At 58.5% G+C, this 18,715-nt stretch carries 13 protein-coding genes; 3 read left to right on the top strand and 10 right to left on the bottom strand.

Annotated elements, in window-relative coordinates:
• Positions 1–23: 23 nt before the first annotated feature.
• Complete coding sequence (locus HFP54_RS12240) at positions 24–704, bottom strand: DUF4332 domain-containing protein (protein ID WP_168565345.1); 681 nt, start codon at positions 702–704, stop codon at positions 24–26.
• Between the two features lie 1,003 nt (positions 705–1,707).
• On the opposite strand from HFP54_RS12240, the gene HFP54_RS12235 reads away from it, so the two are divergent.
• Entirely contained in the window at positions 1,708–3,234 is a 1,527-nt protein-coding gene (locus HFP54_RS12235) for a rhamnulokinase (RefSeq protein ID WP_235951704.1), read from the top strand.
• 7 nt (positions 3,235–3,241) lie between these two features.
• Here the strand turns inward: HFP54_RS12235 and HFP54_RS12230 are convergent, their stop codons facing one another.
• Positions 3,242–4,666: a sulfatase family protein gene (locus HFP54_RS12230; RefSeq protein WP_206036177.1), complete on the bottom strand. Its 1,425-nt coding sequence runs from the start codon at positions 4,664–4,666 to the stop codon at positions 3,242–3,244.
• Positions 4,667–4,921: 255 nt separating this feature from the next.
• Between HFP54_RS12230 and HFP54_RS12225 the strand changes: the two genes are divergently transcribed.
• Positions 4,922–6,013 (top strand): twin-arginine translocation signal domain-containing protein, encoded by a 1,092-nt coding sequence (locus HFP54_RS12225; RefSeq protein ID WP_168565343.1) that lies wholly within the window; start codon positions 4,922–4,924, stop codon positions 6,011–6,013.
• Here HFP54_RS12225 and HFP54_RS12220 read toward each other — a convergent pair.
• The 6 genes from HFP54_RS12220 to HFP54_RS12195 all read right to left on the bottom strand — a co-directional run bounded on the left by HFP54_RS12220 (position 6,010) and on the right by HFP54_RS12195 (position 14,108).
• Positions 6,010–7,212: a glycosyltransferase family 2 protein gene (locus tag HFP54_RS12220; protein WP_168565342.1), complete on the bottom strand. Its 1,203-nt coding sequence runs from the start codon at positions 7,210–7,212 to the stop codon at positions 6,010–6,012. The genes HFP54_RS12225 and HFP54_RS12220 overlap by 4 nt on opposite strands.
• Positions 7,209–8,039: a lysophospholipid acyltransferase family protein gene (locus tag HFP54_RS12215; RefSeq protein ID WP_146413933.1), complete on the bottom strand. Its 831-nt coding sequence runs from the start codon at positions 8,037–8,039 to the stop codon at positions 7,209–7,211. The genes HFP54_RS12220 and HFP54_RS12215 overlap by 4 nt, the downstream gene beginning before the upstream one ends.
• 35 nt (positions 8,040–8,074) lie before the next feature.
• Positions 8,075–9,655 (bottom strand): phytoene desaturase family protein, encoded by a 1,581-nt coding sequence (locus tag HFP54_RS12210; protein WP_168565341.1) that lies wholly within the window; start codon positions 9,653–9,655, stop codon positions 8,075–8,077.
• A gap of 124 nt (positions 9,656–9,779) precedes the next feature.
• Positions 9,780–11,171 carry an aldehyde dehydrogenase family protein gene (locus HFP54_RS12205; protein WP_315853886.1) on the bottom strand — a complete coding sequence of 464 codons (1,392 nt, stop codon included), beginning with the start codon at positions 11,169–11,171 and terminating at the stop codon, positions 9,780–9,782.
• Between the two features lie 59 nt (positions 11,172–11,230).
• Positions 11,231–12,886, bottom strand: a complete 1,656-nt coding sequence (locus HFP54_RS12200; protein WP_168565340.1) for a glycoside hydrolase family 140 protein — start codon at positions 12,884–12,886, stop codon at positions 11,231–11,233.
• A 217-nt stretch (positions 12,887–13,103) separates the two neighbouring features.
• Positions 13,104–14,108 (bottom strand): nucleoside hydrolase, encoded by a 1,005-nt coding sequence (locus tag HFP54_RS12195; RefSeq protein WP_168565339.1) that lies wholly within the window; start codon positions 14,106–14,108, stop codon positions 13,104–13,106.
• A 275-nt stretch (positions 14,109–14,383) separates the two neighbouring features.
• On the opposite strand from HFP54_RS12195, the gene HFP54_RS12190 reads away from it, so the two are divergent.
• Positions 14,384–15,238: a glycoside hydrolase family 16 protein gene (locus HFP54_RS12190; RefSeq protein ID WP_206036176.1), complete on the top strand. Its 855-nt coding sequence runs from the start codon at positions 14,384–14,386 to the stop codon at positions 15,236–15,238.
• 495 nt (positions 15,239–15,733) lie between these two features.
• On the opposite strand, the gene HFP54_RS12185 is transcribed toward HFP54_RS12190, so the two are convergent.
• Both HFP54_RS12185 and HFP54_RS12180 read right to left on the bottom strand, forming a co-directional pair.
• The gene (locus tag HFP54_RS12185; RefSeq protein WP_235951702.1) at positions 15,734–16,666 is read right to left on the bottom strand and encodes an SGNH/GDSL hydrolase family protein; all 933 of its coding nucleotides are present in this window, start codon (positions 16,664–16,666) and stop codon (positions 15,734–15,736) included.
• Positions 16,667–16,860: 194 nt separating this feature from the next.
• Positions 16,861–18,138, bottom strand: a complete 1,278-nt coding sequence (locus HFP54_RS12180) for a DEAD/DEAH box helicase (protein WP_168565337.1) — start codon at positions 18,136–18,138, stop codon at positions 16,861–16,863.
• Between the last annotated feature and the right edge of the window lie 577 nt (positions 18,139–18,715).

Genomic DNA, 18,715 nt, shown 5'->3' with positions numbered 1-18,715 from the left:
CCGCTGTGCATTGCGAAGATCACTCAGACGGCGACCTGCAGCGAGCTGGACGCTTCGATCCAACGCCGGACGCGACGCAGGCTGGGCAAACGCCGGCCCTTCATTTCGCGCTGACCGCGACTGCTGAGCGCGAAACGTTCCAAATCACGGTGCAGCATCGCCGGCGAATCGATGGCCAACGCGCGAATCGATTTTCGGTGGATCGACACCAACAACGATGCATCACGCGGCATCAGTCCTGGCACCGCTGCCGACAATCGGATCGCTTGCTGGTATCGACGCAGCGTGGCCACGGCCTTGGCGGGGGCACCCATCTTCTTGGCGATCGCTAACGGCTCTGCCGTCATCAAGTCACCCGCGGTGATCACGCCGACCGCAGCCAAGCGATCGCAACGACGATCAGTGCACAGTTTGGTGTGCTTCAGATCCATCCCCAGCACTCGCGCACGATGGCTGGGCGTGGGACGTGCCGCATCGGACTGCAACGGACCAGCCTGCACCGGCGGCCCCATCGGATCAGCCGCCAAGGCAGGATTCGAGTCGGCGGCGATCTTCGTCAGCTTCTTTGACGAACGACGCCGTCCTGACTGACGCAAATCCGCAAACAAAACGACTTCCGCATCACGCTTCACCGCAGATTCGTCACCGCAATGATCCGAGGCGGAATTCCATTGACCCCAAAACTTCAGAAATGTTCGCAGCATGCTTGACCACCATCCATGGACGTCAGGGAACGAAGAAAAGACAAGGAGAGAGAAAAGAGGAGATTCGGGATCCTGTCGAAACCGTCTTCACCGGCCGGGCACGAAATCAATCGCGATACGAATCATGACACCGAAGCAAAGTGAATCCGGTCCGCCGATCCGACCCGCCGCATCCCGGCAGCGCCCGAACGGAATCACCGAACAATCCGCTGTTAAAAGATCGAGTCGCCTGGCCGCCAGAGCAGATTCCGAAGGGAACTTGAGCCAAAACTTCCAATTCACCGAAAGTTTGCCAAAAACGGCCCACCAACGGCGGGTCAAAGAGAGCCTGGGAAAGGCGTGAGAATTTTCCGGCGAGCGTTCGCGGCCGGGCACGTCTTGTGCGCCGGCCCGTGAGGTTGTCGAGAGCTGCCGCCATGACCGGATCACCCCGGCCGACGACCGCCAACGATGTCAGCCCGTGGCCGCAAGCTGACCGCGCCACACCCCACGCGAAGCGAACTCGCGGAGTCGGTGTCTTCGAGACCCGCACAGGCCGAGTCCCGATTCATCGAATGGTCTATAAATCTTTGTCCGACATAAACTTACGTGGACAACAGCAGGCCAAAATCGGCCCCGTTTCGGGGAACCGTTGGCCGACAAACACTAAGGTACGCCCTGCGAATCGCGGGTCAACCGCAGTTCTTTCAAATCGCCTTCCACGGTCTGTGGCTCCGATCCTAAACATCCCCCGCCAAACCATTTACGAAATTTCCACCATTTTCGGGACGGCTGGACGGACTTAACACAAACCACCCAAACACCCCATCTACCCAACCAAATGCTGGCATCGAAACGGCACCCGGTGACGTCACTTTGACAACGCTTTAGGACAGACGATCCACGATCGACGACGAATCGTCTCCCCCGGTTGCCGTTTCCACGTGGGAGCGGAAAATGCCCCTCTGGACCCGCCAACGATGCGATGTCCCTCGCCAAGCTTCTTTCGCCACGGACCCACGCGATGACCGCCGAACTCGATCCGCAAAGCCCCGTCCACCTGGCTGTCGACCTGGGAGCCTCCAGTGGCCGTGTCATCGCGGGCGGCATGGCGGACGGCCCATCAGGCGGCCAACAACTGGTGATTCGCGAAATGCACCGGTTCGCCAACCACCCGGTCCGCGTCCACGATTCGCTGTACTGGAACGTCCTTTCGCTGTGGCAAAACATCCAAGACGGGCTGACCGGAGCCGCCAATGAATTTGATCAGGTTCGCAGCGTCGGCGTTGACACCTGGGGCGTGGATTTTGCCCTGATCGATCGCAACGACCAGATGACCGGACCGGTGCGGTGTTACCGCGATCCTCGAACCAACGGCATCTTGGACAAGGCCTTTGATCGCGTTCCCCGGGAACAGATTTTCCAGGAAACGGGGCTGCAGTTCATGCAGATCAACACCCTGTTCCAACTGTTCGCTGCGACCGAGGCGGGTGAGACTTCGCTGGATGCCGCCCGATCGTTCCTGATGATGGGCGACCTGTTCCACTGGTTGCTGACCGGCGAAAAGTCGATCGAAGTGACCAATGCTTCGACCACCCAGATGCTGGATCCGCGGACCAAGAAGTGGTGCCTGGACCTGCTGGACGGCTTTGGCATCCCGCATTCCTTCCTGTGTGAACCGACCGAACCGGGCACGACGCTCGGCAAGATCCTGCCTTCGGTGTCGAAGATCACCGGGCTGGTGGACGTCCCCGTTGTGGTCCCGGCGACGCACGACACGGCATCCGCGGTCGTTGCCGTCCCGGCCGACGGATTCGCACCGGCGCGGCCCGATTGGTGCTACATCAGCTCGGGTACCTGGTCGCTGATGGGTTGTGAACTGCCCGCCCCCAAGGTCACGCCGCTGTGTGGCGAACTGAACTTCACCAACGAAGGCGGTGTTCGCAACAGCACACGGTTGCTGAAAAACATCGGCGGCCTGTGGGTGTTCCAACAGATTCGCCAAGCGATGGCGCGACGGGGCCACGATGCCCAGTGGGCCGAAATGGCCGCTCAGGCCGCCGACGCCAAACCGTTCGAACTGTTGATCGATCCCGACCACGGCGACTTCTTGGCACCGCCGGACATGATCGACGCCATCGAAGCATTCGCCGCCAAGACGGGTCAAAAGAAACCGGAATCACCCGCGACGTTGTACCGGGCCGCGCTGGAAGGTTTGGCCCTGCGGTATCGCGCGTGCTTGGCCATGCTGGAACAATTGACCGACAGCGAAATCAAAACCATTCACATTGTCGGCGGCGGTTCACAGAACGAATTGCTGTGCCAGATGACCGCCGACGCCTGTAACCGTCCGGTCGTCGCCGGCCCGGCCGAAGCCACCGCGATCGGCAACGTGGTGATGCAAATGCTGGGTACCGGGCAATTGAATTCGATCGAAGAAGCTCGTGTGTTGATCCGCGACAGCTTCGCCGCCAAACGTTTTGAACCCTCCGATGCATCGGTCTGGGATGCACCGGCCGAACGTTTCAATCAGCTGGCCACCGAATCATAGGTCGTGCCTAACGCCAATCCTGGCACCAGTCTTTGGTCGTCAAACCGCTGCGAATCCGCCACTCACGTAGCTCCGCCAACAAGCGTTGCTTCACCTCGGCCAGATTCCCGTCGTTCCAGCGATTGTCCAGTTCGCCGGGATCCGCTTGTAAGTCAAACAGTTGCCCGTCCGGTTCGTCCAGAAAGTGCACCAGTTTGTATTGTCGGTCCCGGACCATCGTCATGAACTGGCATCCGGTCAGCACCGCATCGCGTGCCTGTTCACAGTACACGTACGGTCGACCGGAAAAATCATCGCCGCCGATCGCGGGCATCAATGATTCCGCTTCCAACGATTCCGGCACCTCGACACCCGCCCACTGCAGAATCGTCGGCCCCAGGTCCATCTGCTGGACCAGCGATTCGATTCGCCGGCCGCCTTGAATCCGGTCTGGCGACCAGACGATCATCGGAACACGAGTGATCTGGTCATACATCGTCCACTTTTGACTCTGGCCGTGGTCGGTCAAGCAATCGCCGTGATCACTGGTGAAAATCAGAATGCTGTTTTCCAGGTATCCCGCCTTTTTAAGAGACTGCATGATTTGGCCGACCTTTTGGTCGATCATGGTGACATTGGCCAAATAATACGCACGCTGGCGATGCCGTTGCTGTTGGCTCGGGTGCAACGGCATGACAACACTATCGTGGTCGATGTCGCGGTTGTGGACTCGCAATTCCTTCAGCGCCGGAGGCTGGTTTTCCAGTTCCTGGTCGCTGACGGGCAACAGCGGCAATTCCTTCTGCATGTAGGCCGCCGATGCCTCGGGAACCGGATCATAGGGCGGGTGAGGACCGGGGAATCCGATCTGCAGAAACAGCGGCTCGGTCTGGGGATACGTCTCAATCCACCACGACGCCATGTCGCCGACGAAGTTGTCCGGGTGCGTGTCGGCGGGCAATTCCCAATCAAACGCTCCCAGTGATTCGTTGTAATCGGCACGCTTGCGATAGATTTCCCGTTGCTGTTTGACCAGCCCGCGGGCACGCAAGGCCTTGTCCCATTCGTCAAAGTAATAGCGGCCTTCCAGATAACGGTCCTTGTTTTCAACGACGAAGCGTTCGTGAAAGCCCAGCTCGGTCTGATACGGCCACGTGTGCATCTTGCCGATGTTCGTGCAGTGATAACCGGCATCGTTCAGCGATTCGATCCAGCTGCGTCGCCAGCGGTCGGCGTTCTTCAGAATCCCCGTGGTGTGCGGAAAGTAGCCTTTGAACAAGCTGGCGCGGGCCGCCGCACAGGACGCCGCCGTCACGTGACACTGATCAAAACTGACGCCTTCGCGAACCAACCGATCCAAATTCGGCGTGTCCATGTGGGGGAATCCCAGCTCGGCAATCGTGTCGTAACGCTGCTGGTCGGTGATGATGAAGATGATATTAGGTCGGTCCACGGCGGCGGTAGGCTCGCAAGATTGGCGGGTCGAAGCGTCACGGAAAAGGTCGCGGATTGTATCAAAACCACCTGCACCGCTGGGCTCATCGCCCAAAACGGCGGCCAAGAACGGCGTTGACAAACCTTGCCGCTTTTTTGCACAGCCGTGCGGCTGATGTGCAAGACAGTGCGGCCGTCGGTGACGATACTTCCGCCTCGATTTCGATCACGACCAAGCCATTCCTCTTTCTTGCCAGCCGGCACTGACCACGACATGCAACGACGCGACTTCGTCAAACAATCCGCCGCTATCGCCGCATCCGTCACCATTCTTTCCCGATCATCGTCCGCCGCCGAGGCGGAACGGCCCGTCATCGGCCACGGCGATTATCGGTATCGCGTGATCAACGACTGGGCCAAAGTCAGCCCGCTGCGATACCCGATCCTGAACTGCCACGAAATGGTCCAAGACCGTGACGGTCAACTGATCATGGTGGGCGATCACCCGCACAACAACATCATGATTTTCGACAAGTCCGGGGAACTGCTCAGCACCTGGGGCACGATGTTCCCCGGCGGCCACGGATTGACGTTGGTGGACGAAGGCGACGAACAAAACCTGTTGGTCACCGATTCGGGTTGGACGCTGGACGCCAACGGAAAATCCATCCGCAACGCCGGGCGTGTGACCAAGACCACCCGTGACGGTCGCGTGATCTTCGACATCGGCCACCCACAGACGATCGGCCTGTATGAACCCGGTGACTTCTTCAATCCGACCGAAACCGCCGTCGCCGACAACGGTGACATCTATGTGGCCGACGGCTACGGCAAAGACTTCATCATTCAGTACAACTGGAAAGGCGAATACATTCGGCACTTCGGCGGACGCGACAACGACGATCCAAATCAGAACCTAAAAAACGCGCACGGTGTGGCCATCGACCGCCGTGATCCGAATCAACCGCTGTTGGTTTGCACATCACGTTCGGAATGCTGTTTCAAGTACTTCACGTTGGACGGCCAGTACGTCAAAACGGTTGCCCTGCCCAACATGCGAATCTGCCGCCCGGTTGTCGACGACACGAATATCTATGCCGGCGTCTGCTGGTCGACGCCCAAGGAGGGCGGTTCAGCTTGGAAAGGCCACACCGGATTCATGACGATTCTGGACGGCGACAAAGTCGTGTCCAATCCCGGCGGCACCGAACCAGAATACCAGGACGGCAAACTGCAGAAGTCTTACCAGACCGACGACTGTCCGTTCATGCACGGCCACGACGTCTGCGTCGACGACGACAAGAACCTGTATGTCTGTCAGTGGAACGCCAACCACACCGCGCCGATCAAACTGGAACGCGTCTAGGTCGACGTCCCCGGTTTTTCGACGCGTCCACGCCAAGCGACTTGAATCCCCAGCAACGATTGCAGCCAAGCGATCCATTGCAACAGGATGAAGACCGCCACCGCGATCGGGTGCAAGATCGCTCCCGTCCAGGATTGACGAAACACGATCGCGGCCATCGCTCGAGGGTAAATCGACATCACGAACAGCCCGACGATCATGACACCGATCGCCATGTCGACCGCAGGCAAAACTGGGGCCGTGTTGCCCGAAGCCCCGCCCCAGGCCCAAGCCCAGACATAGGCGACCATCAAAACGGTCGGTGCCACCGAAGCACCGATCAACAGGATGCTGAACGGCACGATCAGACGCGAACTTGCGATCCCCTCGGTCGCGTTCTTCAGAACACCCCGGAACACTTCCGCGGCATTGTTGTACATGCGGCACTGGGCCAAATGAGTCCCGTCGACCACGTCGGTCATCAATCCGGCGGTGCGATACGCCCGCGGCAACTTCACACCATCGTGACGCGATCCACGAATCGCTTCGTGCGTGCCCGCCGTTTGGTAGGCATCACGATCGGTCAGAAAGAACTGACCACATCCGGCGGCAAAACCCGGCGAATCACTGGCCCGCATCCGAGCCATCGGCAAGTATCCCAGCAGCACAAAGTGCATCATCGGGATCAACAGTTTTTCCCAGAAAGTTCCGGTTTCCTGATGCGGGAACATCGACAATAACGCCACACCGGTGCGATCCATTCGGCGGCTCAGGATCTCCAGTGCATCCGCCTGTAACCGTATATCGGCATCGATGAAAGCCATCCGGTCATAGCGGGCTACTTGGGACAATTGCCAACAAGCGAACTGCTTGCCGTTCCAGCCGTCGGGCAACGTCTTTCCCTGACAATACACGACACGGTCGTCTTGGGTTGCCAAACGCCGGACAATTTCATCGGTACCGTCAGTCGAACCGTCGTCCATCACGACCACTTCCACATCGACGTTCCGACTGGCCAGGGCCGCACGAACGCAGGCTTCGATTCCCGCAGCCTCATCACGCGCGGGAACCAAGACTGAGATAGCCGTATCTTGTTTGGAGCCATCCACACCAGAAACATCGGATTGCCCCAGCATGAACAATCGCACGTTGACCGCAAACATCGCCGCGGGCAACGCCACCAGTGGCACCAGGATGATCGCAACGAGCAACCAGATCATGAAAACTGGTCCCCGTGCGTGGCTTTGAAGCGTTTCCCTGTCAGCATGCTCTTGGATCGCCGCAGCCAATCATACAGTCCGCCGGTGCCCTTCTTGCCGGCCAGCAAATTCGTGAAGGGCCCACTGTCACGATCCACCACCAACCCGGCCAATCGATCCTGCGCCGATCGCATCGATTCTGTCAGTCGCTGGTTCCACAGCGTCTTGTCCCAGTCCGGATGCTGTGACACATCCATCACTTGCCCGGCGGTCAGCAAGCACATCGGTAATCGTTCATCCCAAAACGCGTATTCCATCACCAGCGGCAAGACGTACCCAGATGAAAGTCGCTGACACAGATGCGACAACCCCGGCATCAACGCGGCGGTGTGATCACGCGGGTCGCAGAATCGCCCCTCCGGCGTCACCCACAAAGCTCCATCACAATTGCCCTGGTCGTCATGATGATGCAGTGCCAGTTGGCTGGTTTTCAAGAAATCCGCCGCGCCCGATTTGCTGTTCAGCTGGACGCCAAAAAACCCCAGCTTTTTGAACACTTCGTACTGACGCAACGCATCGGCATCAATCGGCGCCCAAAACTGTCGCCCGGGAAAACTGACGCGATTGACAAAATGGGCGATCAACGGATCCCACCACGACGGATGGTTTGCGTAAACGATCAGCGGAACGTCCGAGGGAACATTCAGCGAACTTCGTGCGTCCGATTCGATCGCTATCGCATGGAAGTGACGACGCAAATAGGGCTTCAAAAAACGATGAAATCCGTCCTGGAACCAAGCCGGTATCGGCGGCAAATGGTCGTCCTGGTCCGATCGCGATTTCGTCATCGTGGGCTGTTCGCCGTCGTTCGAACGTTTCAAAGTCAGACGCCGACGCCGGTCGTTTGCAGTGATCCCGCGCGAGCGTCCTGGTCCAATGAATCCGCAGCGATCCAGCCGCTCATCAACACCATCGGCATCCCCGGCCCGGGATGCGCCGCACCACCGGCCAGGTACAAGCCTTTCAAATCACGACGGCGATTGCCCGGCTTGAATGCCCCCAGGTATTTCCCGTGGCTTGCCAAACCATAGATCGCGCCGTTCAACACGCGATAACGATGATGAATCCCCTCGGGGGTCAACGACGCTTCGTAACGAATCGCATCACGAATGCCCGTTGCCCCGGCGGTCTTTTCCAGTTTGTCCAGGATCACTTCACGATACTCCGGCAGCATCTTTTTCCAATCGTGTCCGGGACGAAGGTACGGCGTGTGGACCAGAATGTATAGCGCCTCGCCACCCTCCGGTGCAACGGCCGGTTCGCTGACGGCGGGTGCGCAAACATAGGCGGTCGGGTCCGGTGCCGGTTCACCACGACGATAGATGTAATCGAATTCCTCTTCCGCGTCTCGCGAGAACACAAAGTTGTGGTGCAAGAACTGGTCAAACCGGCGATCAAGTCCCAGGTACAGGACGACGCCACTGCAGGCCGCTTCGTACTTGTTGCTCTTTTCGAACGACTTGGAAACCGGCGTATCTTTCAGCAATTCGCGGTACGTCCGCACCGCATCGCAATTACTGACCACCGCATCGCATGGGAACGTCTGGCCGTCGACGGTCATCACCCCCGTCACACGATTGCCGTCTTGCTCGATCCGCATGACGTCGGTTTCGGTGTGAATTTCCACCCCCAGTTCCCCGGCCAGCTTTTCCAAAGCCTCGGGAACCGCTCGAGTGCCACCCATCGGGTACCAAATGCCTTCTTCGGTTTGCATGTGGGCGATCCCACACAACACCGCGGGCGACTGATAGGGCGACGAACCAACGTACTGGGTGAAGTGGTCCATCATCTGGGCGACACGATGATCGGGCACATGTGAACGCACGACCGACGCCACACTCTTGCCCATCCGCAACGACATCACGTCTTTCAGAACCGCGGCGTTGAAGGCACCGCCGACTTCCATCGTGTCACGCAAACCGCCGACGCTGCGCCAGAAGAAAAAGCGGTCCGAAACGCCGTGCAGTTGCTGGCTCAGTTGAATGAACTTTTCGTATCCATTGCCGTTTTGATCACCGCCGGTGAAATCACGCAAGTGATTCTTCATTTCGTCGATATTGGGGACCAAGTCCAAGACCGACGCAGGGTGCCCGCCGGATTCATCGGCGTCAAAGAAGCATCGCCACTGCGGATCCAACGGGATCATGTCCAGGTAATCTTCCATCGCCCGATCGGCTTCGGAAAAGACCTTCTTCAGCACACTGGGCAACGTCACGATCGTCGGCCCCATGTCGAAACGGTAGCCTTCGGCGCGATGCACCGCCGCTTTGCCGCCCACCCATTCGTTTTTTTCCAGCAAAACGACGCTGTGACCGCGAGCGGCAAGCACGCAGGCCGATGACAACCCGGCCAAACCGCCGCCGATCACGACGATACGACGCGATGGGGATTCCGATGCAATCATGGTTCTTCCTGAATCGAAAGCGTGAGTGAATGGTCGTGGGGGCGCGACGGCTGGAATCGCAAATGCCCCATCAGTTTACCGGCAAAGCGGTGCAACAGGCATCGTCGACCGGCTTTGCAAGGGCCTAGCGACGACGGGCCGCATCAACGACTCGCTTCAAGCCTTGCCATTTTTGCCGCAAGCCTTTGCCGTGCGTCATCGCCAGTGAACCCGCCAGCAAGTCGGCATCGGATTGTTGGGGCGGTGACAAGTGCGGCGTCACGGATCCCTTTCGCCGGCTGATCACACGAACCGTCGTCATCGCCAACAAGCCTTCCGGTCCACGAGTCACGCCGTGACCGCTGGCACCCCGCCCGCCGAACGGCAACCTGGCGTCCGCGGTCGGTGCAATCAGATCGTTCACGACCACACTGCCCACGCACAGCCGGTTGGCCAATCGTCGCGCCTGATCATGGGGACCAAAGACCGATGCCGCCAGACGGTAGGGGCAATCATTGACCCGTCGCACCACAGATTCCTCGTCGCCGCACCGATCAACCGTCATCACCGGCGCGAACACGTCGCTGTGGCTGATCCGACAATCACTTGGAACGTCGGTCAGGATCAAAGGATGCATCGAACGATCATTCCGAAGCCGCTGAAGATCAAACAGACCCAAAAAATCCTTTGCCCCGCGATCCAACGCTTCTTCGACCAGCTCGACGACGGTACCAATCGCGCTGGGATGCACCACCAACGGCTTCCCGGATGACAACATCGGCGAAACCCGTGTCGACAGATCCTTCCATGTATCTGCACCGATCAGTAAACGTCGCGGCCCGATACAAGTCGCGCCCGCGTTGAACGTCAGGCCGAAACGCACCGCCGATGCAACACGGTCCAGATCCGCACCCGGCAAGACGACCATCGCGTCACAACCGCTAAGTTCCATGATCGACGGCGTCACCGATTCCGCCAAAGCGTGCATCACGGTCCGCCCCGTCGCCACCCCGCCGGTCAACACCACCAGGTCAACGCCTTGGTCGATTCGCCGCGTCGCCGCGTCGACGGTGGAATCCAGTACCGCCAAGCAATCCGTGGGAACACCGGCGTCAAAAAAACATTCCGCCAAGATCTGTGTCGCGGACTCACAGCCCGGCGCGGGCTTGACCCATACACGGTTCCCCGCGGCCAGTGCTTGGGCCAGCTGCACGCCGGGTAACAGCAACGGATAATTCCAAGCCGCCAGGATCAGCACATCGCCCCACGGCACCCGCTGGACACGGCTTTGGACGCCCCACAACCAGACGGCTCGACCGCGCATCCCGACCCGCCGATCGGCCAAGATGCGAGGACCGCGATCGGCGATGAATTTCAAGGCGTCGCACAACGGAATCAGCTCCGCGGCAACCGTTTCGCTGTCCACCGTCCGCTGTGCACTACGACAAGCATCGACCAACGCATCGACCCGCCGCACCACCTGATGCCGCGCCGCCCCGACCACACGGCATCGCAATTTCCGATCAGTCTGAAACACAACAACCCTCAAAGGGGACGGGGGTCTTTTCTGGGGCCGCGGCCGGCCTGACGCGTGATCTATCCTTCGGTGTGAAACACGACCAACCGTGGTTGATCAGTGACACCTGCATCGATCGAACGGCGACGTTCATCGGGCAAGCGACCTTGGCCGACAACCTGACCGGTTTTCAAGTCGTAAATACGATACGGGCTTGGCACCTCCGTCGAAACGATTGTCGTTCTGCCACCGGTGGGCAGATACAGCACAAACAGTTTGTTAGGAATCAACAAGCCTCGCCGACCGTACGTGCAGGTCCAATCCGGTTGCATGCCGCGAATCGGGTACTGGTTCATGATCTTTGCCAGCACACCGGGATATCGCGAGCCTTCGAATTCCAATGCTTCTTCCCAGCCCGCCCCCGGCGCGGTGCACCAAACTTCGTGGTCGGGTTCGTTGGGATGAAGCACCCAATTCCACAGACTGGCGGCGCCGTACACCACCCCCATCGTCCCCCCGGCGGTGACGTTACAGATCGCCTCGTGTCCCTGCCACCACCCGGCCCCCTTGCCGGTTTCGCCGATATTCTCGTAAGTCGGTTCGCCGTTGGCGACGGCTTTGACGGGCTGGTTTCGCCACATGTCGGCCACACGTTCCGGCACATGTTCACCGTTGTGACCGGTTTGGCACCACTGAAAATCCAGCCACGTCTTGTCTTGGTGGGTTCGGTTCCAAGCATGAGGCGAGTAGTGAATGCCCGTCGGCTGCCGGTACGCATCCCAGCGTTCGATTTCTTGCCCCGACTGGTCCAATTGTTCGACGACGGTCGGATTGACCGCCGGCCCATCTCCACCGATCAACCAGATCGCTGGCCGAGCACCGTAGCGTGCCACCAAGTAACGACAGTACCGCGCATAATCATCCGCGCTGACTTTGTTACCCGCGGTCCCGCCGCCTTTCCATCCATAGCCATGAAACACCGGCTGATAGACGGGCGCGACGCCACGTTGGACCAGAGCATCCACCAGAGAATCGAAGTACTGAAAATACTCTGCGTTCAACTCACGCAACCGCCCCTTGGGCAAGTCTTCGAAACCCACGGCGAAACCTTCGTCTTCGGTGCGAGATCGAGGTCCCGTCGTGTTGGAATCCGGCATCACGGTCATCAGCAACGCGGCGTTGAACCCTTTCTCTGCACGGTCGTCGGCATAACGAACGGCTTGGTCAACGGTGGCGCGCCAAGGTAGTGCCCAGGCGGTATCCGCACACAAAAAGCACGACTTGCCATCGGAGTGCACCAAATTCCGTTCCCCCGGCGGAATCGACCAGAAACCATGCCGCTGGAAAATCGTCTCGGCTTCTCCGGTCGGACACGCAGTCAGTTCACCGGAAAGACCGTGCAGACCATCGTCGACTGGATCGCTGCTGGACGTCCATTTCCAAGTTCCCGACGGCTTGGTGGAAGCGAATCGCACACGAAACGTTTGACCGCCGTCCCAGAAAATCGGCCGACGAATCTTCGTCCCGTCGTCATGAACAAAGTCCACCCATGCGGTGCTGTCGACATACGCATTGTCATAGTGACGCTGACCACGAAATTCGATCTCACATTCCATCCACTGCGGTGCATCTCTTGCTGCACTGATGACCGACTGGGCGTCGGCCACAACGGACGCACAGACACACACCAGACTTACCGACGTCAACGTCAGTCCGAATCGCAAAACCTTATTCATCACAAAAGGCCCTTACCTTCAATCAATGTATAAAGCGGCAAATTCCAAGCCGCGAAAATCTTCACGTTACGCCAATCCAAAAGTTATGGACAGGAAATATTCGCCGTTCGAAAGCCCAGCTAAATAGCCCATGTGCGAATCGCCTGGGAACGTCTTTGTCACCCATCTTATCGCTTCACAGAGATCATCTTTCGCTTTGCCACCGACCGGCTTTGGATCATTTAAGCATCAATTCTTCGATCATTTGAATCAGACGATCCGAACGTCCTTTGATCGACACATATTGATGCTGATGACTGGCATCCGCGTGCCATTCACTGTGCCCATCGGAATCAACCACGACTCTTCCCTTGCCGCTGACTTTCCATAGCGATGGTTCAGGACCACGCACCGCGATCAACACGGCGGCTTGGTCATGCGCGGGCTTTCCGTGATCGATGGCGAAGTTGCCCAAGTACGGACGCACTTCGAATGCTCGTCGGACCGGATTGTTGGATAGGGCCCGTTTCAAACCTGCACCGCAATGCAAAGCCGCGCCCACTTCGAAACCCTGCCATAGAATCGGCCCCGGCCAATCGTTGACGACGGCCACCGAGGCGGGCGGATCCAGTCGAACATTGGTTTCCGGCTTGGCCGACCGGGGAAACGCACCACCCATGATGACCGTTTGCCGAACCTTTTTGCTGATCAACTCGGCCCCGGAGAGCGGGCTGTGGTTGTCCGCTGACGATTCCAAAAGGTCTTGCAAATTGCTTAGGGCACCAACACTGCAAATGACCACCGACTGGTCGTCTGCCGATGCAAGCGTTTTTCGGTAAACGTCGATCGCGTCGGAAAGTTCCGCGTCGACGGGGCTATCGTGTGGGAACTCTTTCGCCAAGACAGGCGTGTAAGAACTTCCCCCCTTCCACTTCGCTCTGGCACCGTCTTTGTCGGTCCCGATTGGAACGTCGGGGCGGCCATAGAAAGTGTTGATGACATCGCAGGCGGCACCGGAAAATCCCGCCGGATCTTTCCGGTTGGTCACCACGGCCAAGATTTCCGCTTCGCCTCGATCGGCCAAGGCATTCAGGACCGCCAGCGCGCCCGCATCGTCACAGTCGCCGGCCATGTCGGTATCGAAAATGACGGAAACGGGTTCAGCCGCCTGCAGCGTCACCCTGAGCAACAAGGCGGACGCGACCAAAAACAAAACCATCCAAAGACGCCGAAGGATCCGCATGTGGTGCACCAAAAGAAGTCGTCTTGAAAGGGTCAATCTCGTTCAATCGCCGGCAAGTATAACGCAAGCACAGACGCGACATCGCTTGGCCGAAACCGATGATTGTTGCCCTGCGCCGATCGGCTAGTCGTCAACGATTCTCTTTAGACATCCCTTGCGGCTTCGCATTGGATGCTGACCACTTCGCGAAAGTGCTGAACGACAGCACAGTTGTCGCACCCACCGCGTGGACGCGATCGTCGGCCATCGCTTAACTTGATCATGGTTCCCGATCAATGAATCCACACATCCCCATGGAGCTTCCTCCGATCATGCGATGTCTGACCGCCCTGTTGCTGTTGACCTTGGCCGCCACCGATGCCTCCGCCGAACCTTGGAAACTTGTCTGGTCCGATGAATTTGACGTGGACGGGTTACCCGACGAATCGAAATGGGGATACGAAGTCGGATTCATCCGCAATGAGGAAGCACAGTACTACACCGAAGCGCGCCCGGAAAACGCTCGCGTGAAGGACGGAGTTTTGATCATTGAAGGGCGAAAAGAAAAGTACGCCAACCCCGACTATGAACCCAATTCCAGAAGTTGGCAAAAGAGTCGATCGCATGCCCAGTACACCGCGGCCAGCGTGGTGACGCGACACAAAGCGAATTGGACCTACGGCCGTATCGAAGTCCGCGCCAAACTTCCTCAAGGCACCGGCGTGTGGCCGGCGATTTGGATGCTGGGAAGCAACCGTTCCGAACTCGGTTGGCCTCGCTGTGGGGAAATCGACATCATGGAATTTGTGGGCAAAGAACCCCAGCATGTCCACGGCAACGCTCATTTCTCAGTCGACGGGCAACATCGCTCGGACCATGGCAAATTGGCAACAACCGAACCGTACGCCGATTTTCATGTTTACGCGATCGAGTGGGACGAGGACCACATCCACTTTTTCTTCGACGACACCCAGTATCACACCTTCAGAATCGATAAGGCAGGCGAGGGTGCGGACAATCCGTTCCGTAAGCCTCAATACTTGCTAATCAACCTAGCCTTAGGCGGCACCTGGGGCGGCAAGATCGACGACAGCATCTTTCCCCAGCAGTACCTGATCGACTATGTCCGCGTCTATCAACGCAAGCCATAAAGGGGACGGGGGTCTTTTTGGGGTTGCGCCGCCGGTGATCGGAGTTGGTGCGCCGTTGCAATGCGATTCGTTTGCGGGTGTTCGGCGAGTGGGGGGAGCAGGCTTTGGAGTCCGGAACGCTACTTTCGCGGAGCGAAAGGCGACTTTGACCGCACAAAGGGGACGGGGGTCTTTTTTGGGGTTGCGTCGCCGGTGATCGGAGTTGGTGCGCCGTTGCAATGCGTTTCGTTTGCGGGTGTTCGGCGAGTGGAGGGAGCAGGCTTTGGAGTCCGGAACGCTACTTTCGCGGAGCGAAAGGCGACTTTGACTGCACAAAGGGGACGGGGGTCTTTTTAGGGTTGCGTCGCCGGTGACCGGAGTTGGTGCGCCGATGCGGTGCGTTTCGTTTGCGGGTGTTCGGCGAGTGGAGGGAGCAGACTTTGGAGTCCGGAACGCTACTTTCGCGGAGCGAAAGGCGACGATGAAGCGGGTTGCCCGCTTCGAGCTTTGGTGGACTTAGCCTTCGCTGACCAACGATTGAGCGTTCGATTCCATTCGCAGGCTGGTGTTACGCACGATTTCATTCAAGAACACCCTTCGTATCGCGTCATAGCCGCGTGTGTTGGGGTCTTCGATGTTATCCCAAAACCAATAGTGTGGATCGGAGGCGTCATAGGTCGATCTCCAAAATTGGCGACAATGCGAACCGTGCCCCAAGAAGGTTTCGTGCAGCGGAACCAGATGCACGGACGCATTACGATCCGCCGCGCGGCGGATGACTTCGTTGTACCGCGAATGAATTTCCAGCCCGTCTGGCCATGCGGGTAGAAAGACGCTGGCGCCGTCGCCCACGCCGTCGGTCGGATCATAGATGTCGGCCAGGTAGATCTCGCATCCGCCGGGAAAGCGATCGATCGTCCGCTGAAGCATTTGGTTCAAACGTGCTTCGAAGCGGTCGATCCATGGCAACGCCTGCTGCAATGTGGCGCCAAACATGGCGGCTTCCCTTGGCGGCAAGCGACCATAGCTGTGAATCAAGTCGTTGCCTCCGGTGGTCATCACCACCAAGCCGAAGACATCGTCGGGATAGGACGGCAAGTCATTCTCGATAACATCCAGATGCATCGGAGACGTGCTGCCCGAGACGGCCAAGTTCGTCGTTTGCAAATTGGGCAACACCGCCGAAAGGCATTTGCCACGCATATCCGACCACTCGTCCGGCGGATTTTTGATCAGCCGCTGAAAATAGCTGTGTGCCGTCGTCCGCGCGCCCAAGCCACGCGTGACACTGTCACCGATTCCGACAAGCTGAACCGTTCTATCGGTCCACACGCCATCAAAAGGAGCATCAGAAACTTTAGGACCGGCTGGACCATCGCCGACCGGTCGTCGCAACCGAAACTCGACCATCGCGATCATGGCCGCGACAATCACACTTCCGGTGACCATCGCGACTAGCGTTCTCTTTGTCATCGCACCCCCACCAAAACGAGGCTCTCGGTCGATCGAAGATCACAGAGGCTCAGTCTACCACGCGGGCTTGTCCCAACGTCGTCCTAGAGGAGGAGACGGGGCCGGGCGGGGAGGTGGAATGCCGATCGCGGCTTTCGAGGAAGCAATGGCGACGATTCTTATCGGGTATTTTAGCGGGCCATCGCTGCGGTGCGTGATTGACGTTTGCGTCCGCTAGTGCTGCCACCGCGATTGCGACGACGGTTCTGTGGGGCACGCCCGCCGGATCGGTTGGATCGAGTCGGTTTGCGTGAGTCCGCCGAGGCGCCGTCATGGCGGAACTTCGCATCAGGATTTTCGATGTCAATTTTCCGGCCGATCAATTTTTCGATCGACCGAAGTTCATCGAGTTCGTCCGCCGTGCAAAAGGAAATCGCGATGCCATCGCATCCGGCGCGTCCCGTTCGGCCGATCCGGTGGACGTAGCTTTCGGCTTCGACCGGCATGTCAAAGTTAATGACGTGGGATACACCCGCGATGTCGATCCCGCGGGCGGCGACGTCGGTGGCCACCAAGACGGAAATCTTCTTGTCGCGAAACGCGTCCAACGCACGCTGTCGGGCGGATTGTGATTTGTTGCCGTGAATCGCAGCGGAAACGACACCTTGGCGATCGAGCTTTCGCACCAATGCGTTGGCACCATGTTTGGTTCGCGTGAACACGATAGCGCGATCCATGTTGGGTTCGGTCAGCCGTCGGTGAAGACAATCCAGTTTTTCTTCGCGCCGGACGTAACGGATCGACTGGCGGATCAGATCGACACTTTTGGTCTTGGGCGTGACGTCGATGGACACCGGGTTGAACAGCAATTCGCCTGCAAGAGCTTGAATCTTGGGCGGCATGGTCGCGGAGAAAAACAGCGATTGGCGGTCCTTGGGCAGGTCCGCAATGATCTTTTTCAGGGCCGGCAAGAATCCCATATCCAGCATTCGGTCGGCTTCATCCAACACGAAGATTTCAACACCGCTGAGATCGATGTGGCCCTGGTTCATCAAGTCCAGCAAGCGGCCTGGCGTGGCGACCAAAACATCCACCCCTCGTCGCACTTGTTTGACTTGGGGAACCTGATTGACGCCCCCGTGGATCACGGCAAGTCGGATTCTCAGGTGCTTGGCGTAGTCACGAAAGCTGTCGCCGATCTGGATCGCCAATTCACGCGTCGGGGCCAACACCAGCGTCGTCGGCTGGTTCGGGATGATTTCGGGTCGGTCGTTTTCCAGATAGTCCAGGATTGGCAGCGCGAACGCGGCCGTCTTTCCGGTTCCGGTTTGTGCGCACCCCAAGACGTCCTGGCCGGCGACTGCGGGAGGAATTGCTTGGGCTTGCACCGGAGTGGGCGTTTTGTAGCCAAGCGATTTCAGTGCTTTTTGGATCGGCGGCGCGAGTTGGATCGAATCGAATTTATTCATGTCTTTTTTGTTTGCTTGCTTCGGTCGCCGGAAGGTTCCGCGGAGCGGTTTGCGACCACTGCGTGATAGTGGATTTGCGGGGCGGTCCGATTTCGATTGCGGACCGGGCCATGATTTGTGAATTGGTTGCGACGCTGGGCAAACCCTTGGGCTTGCGGCGGATGAACGCGGGTGACGCCGAAGTGGATCGAACGCATGAGCGATCAATCACAAACAACAAATTTCGGCGCGTTGTTTTGGACCAACAAGAAGGTTCCAAAACCGTTGCGTTTCCCATCAACGCGAGTCGCAGTCCGAACCGGTCCAGACGACCGAATCAACAACAGCAGACGGTGAATTCTGCGTTCACCAGGTCGAGAAACCGAGAGTGATTCCCGGCGATTATTCTCGCGATCGGACCGCTCCAGAACCGTCCGGCTCCGTGTCTTATTCAACCCGATCGACGTCGAAAAGCAGCATCCGTCTGCTTGTTCGTACGGTGCAAGGGTACAACTGTCCGCCGAAAAAGCCAACGCCGAACCGGAGAAATCCGAAAACTTCATCAAATGCAAGGACGCATGATCCACCGCCGCCCGGC

The organism is Crateriforma spongiae, assembly GCF_012290005.1.
Lineage (GTDB): Bacteria > Planctomycetota > Planctomycetia > Pirellulales > Pirellulaceae > Crateriforma > Crateriforma spongiae.
The sequence above is the reverse complement of the archived record's forward strand: the minus strand, read 5'-3'. Positions and strand labels throughout refer to the sequence as shown.

Coding starts and splice junctions, on each gene's coding strand:
- HFP54_RS12225 (WP_168565343.1), top strand. CDS start 4,922: ATGCAACGACGCGACTTCGTCAAACAATCCGCCGCTATCGCCGCATCC.
- HFP54_RS12215 (WP_146413933.1), bottom strand. CDS start 8,039: ATGACGAAATCGCGATCGGACCAGGACGACCATTTGCCGCCGATACCG.
- HFP54_RS12220 (WP_168565342.1), bottom strand. CDS start 7,212: ATGATCTGGTTGCTCGTTGCGATCATCCTGGTGCCACTGGTGGCGTTG.
- HFP54_RS12190 (WP_206036176.1), top strand. CDS start 14,384: ATGAATCCACACATCCCCATGGAGCTTCCTCCGATCATGCGATGTCTG.
- HFP54_RS12195 (WP_168565339.1), bottom strand. CDS start 14,108: ATGCGGATCCTTCGGCGTCTTTGGATGGTTTTGTTTTTGGTCGCGTCC.
- HFP54_RS12210 (WP_168565341.1), bottom strand. CDS start 9,655: ATGATTGCATCGGAATCCCCATCGCGTCGTATCGTCGTGATCGGCGGC.
- HFP54_RS12240 (WP_168565345.1), bottom strand. CDS start 704: ATGCTGCGAACATTTCTGAAGTTTTGGGGTCAATGGAATTCCGCCTCG.
- HFP54_RS12235 (WP_235951704.1), top strand. CDS start 1,708: ATGACCGCCGAACTCGATCCGCAAAGCCCCGTCCACCTGGCTGTCGAC.
- HFP54_RS12185 (WP_235951702.1), bottom strand. CDS start 16,666: ATGGTCACCGGAAGTGTGATTGTCGCGGCCATGATCGCGATGGTCGAG.
- HFP54_RS12200 (WP_168565340.1), bottom strand. CDS start 12,886: ATGAATAAGGTTTTGCGATTCGGACTGACGTTGACGTCGGTAAGTCTG.
- HFP54_RS12180 (WP_168565337.1), bottom strand. CDS start 18,138: ATGAATAAATTCGATTCGATCCAACTCGCGCCGCCGATCCAAAAAGCA.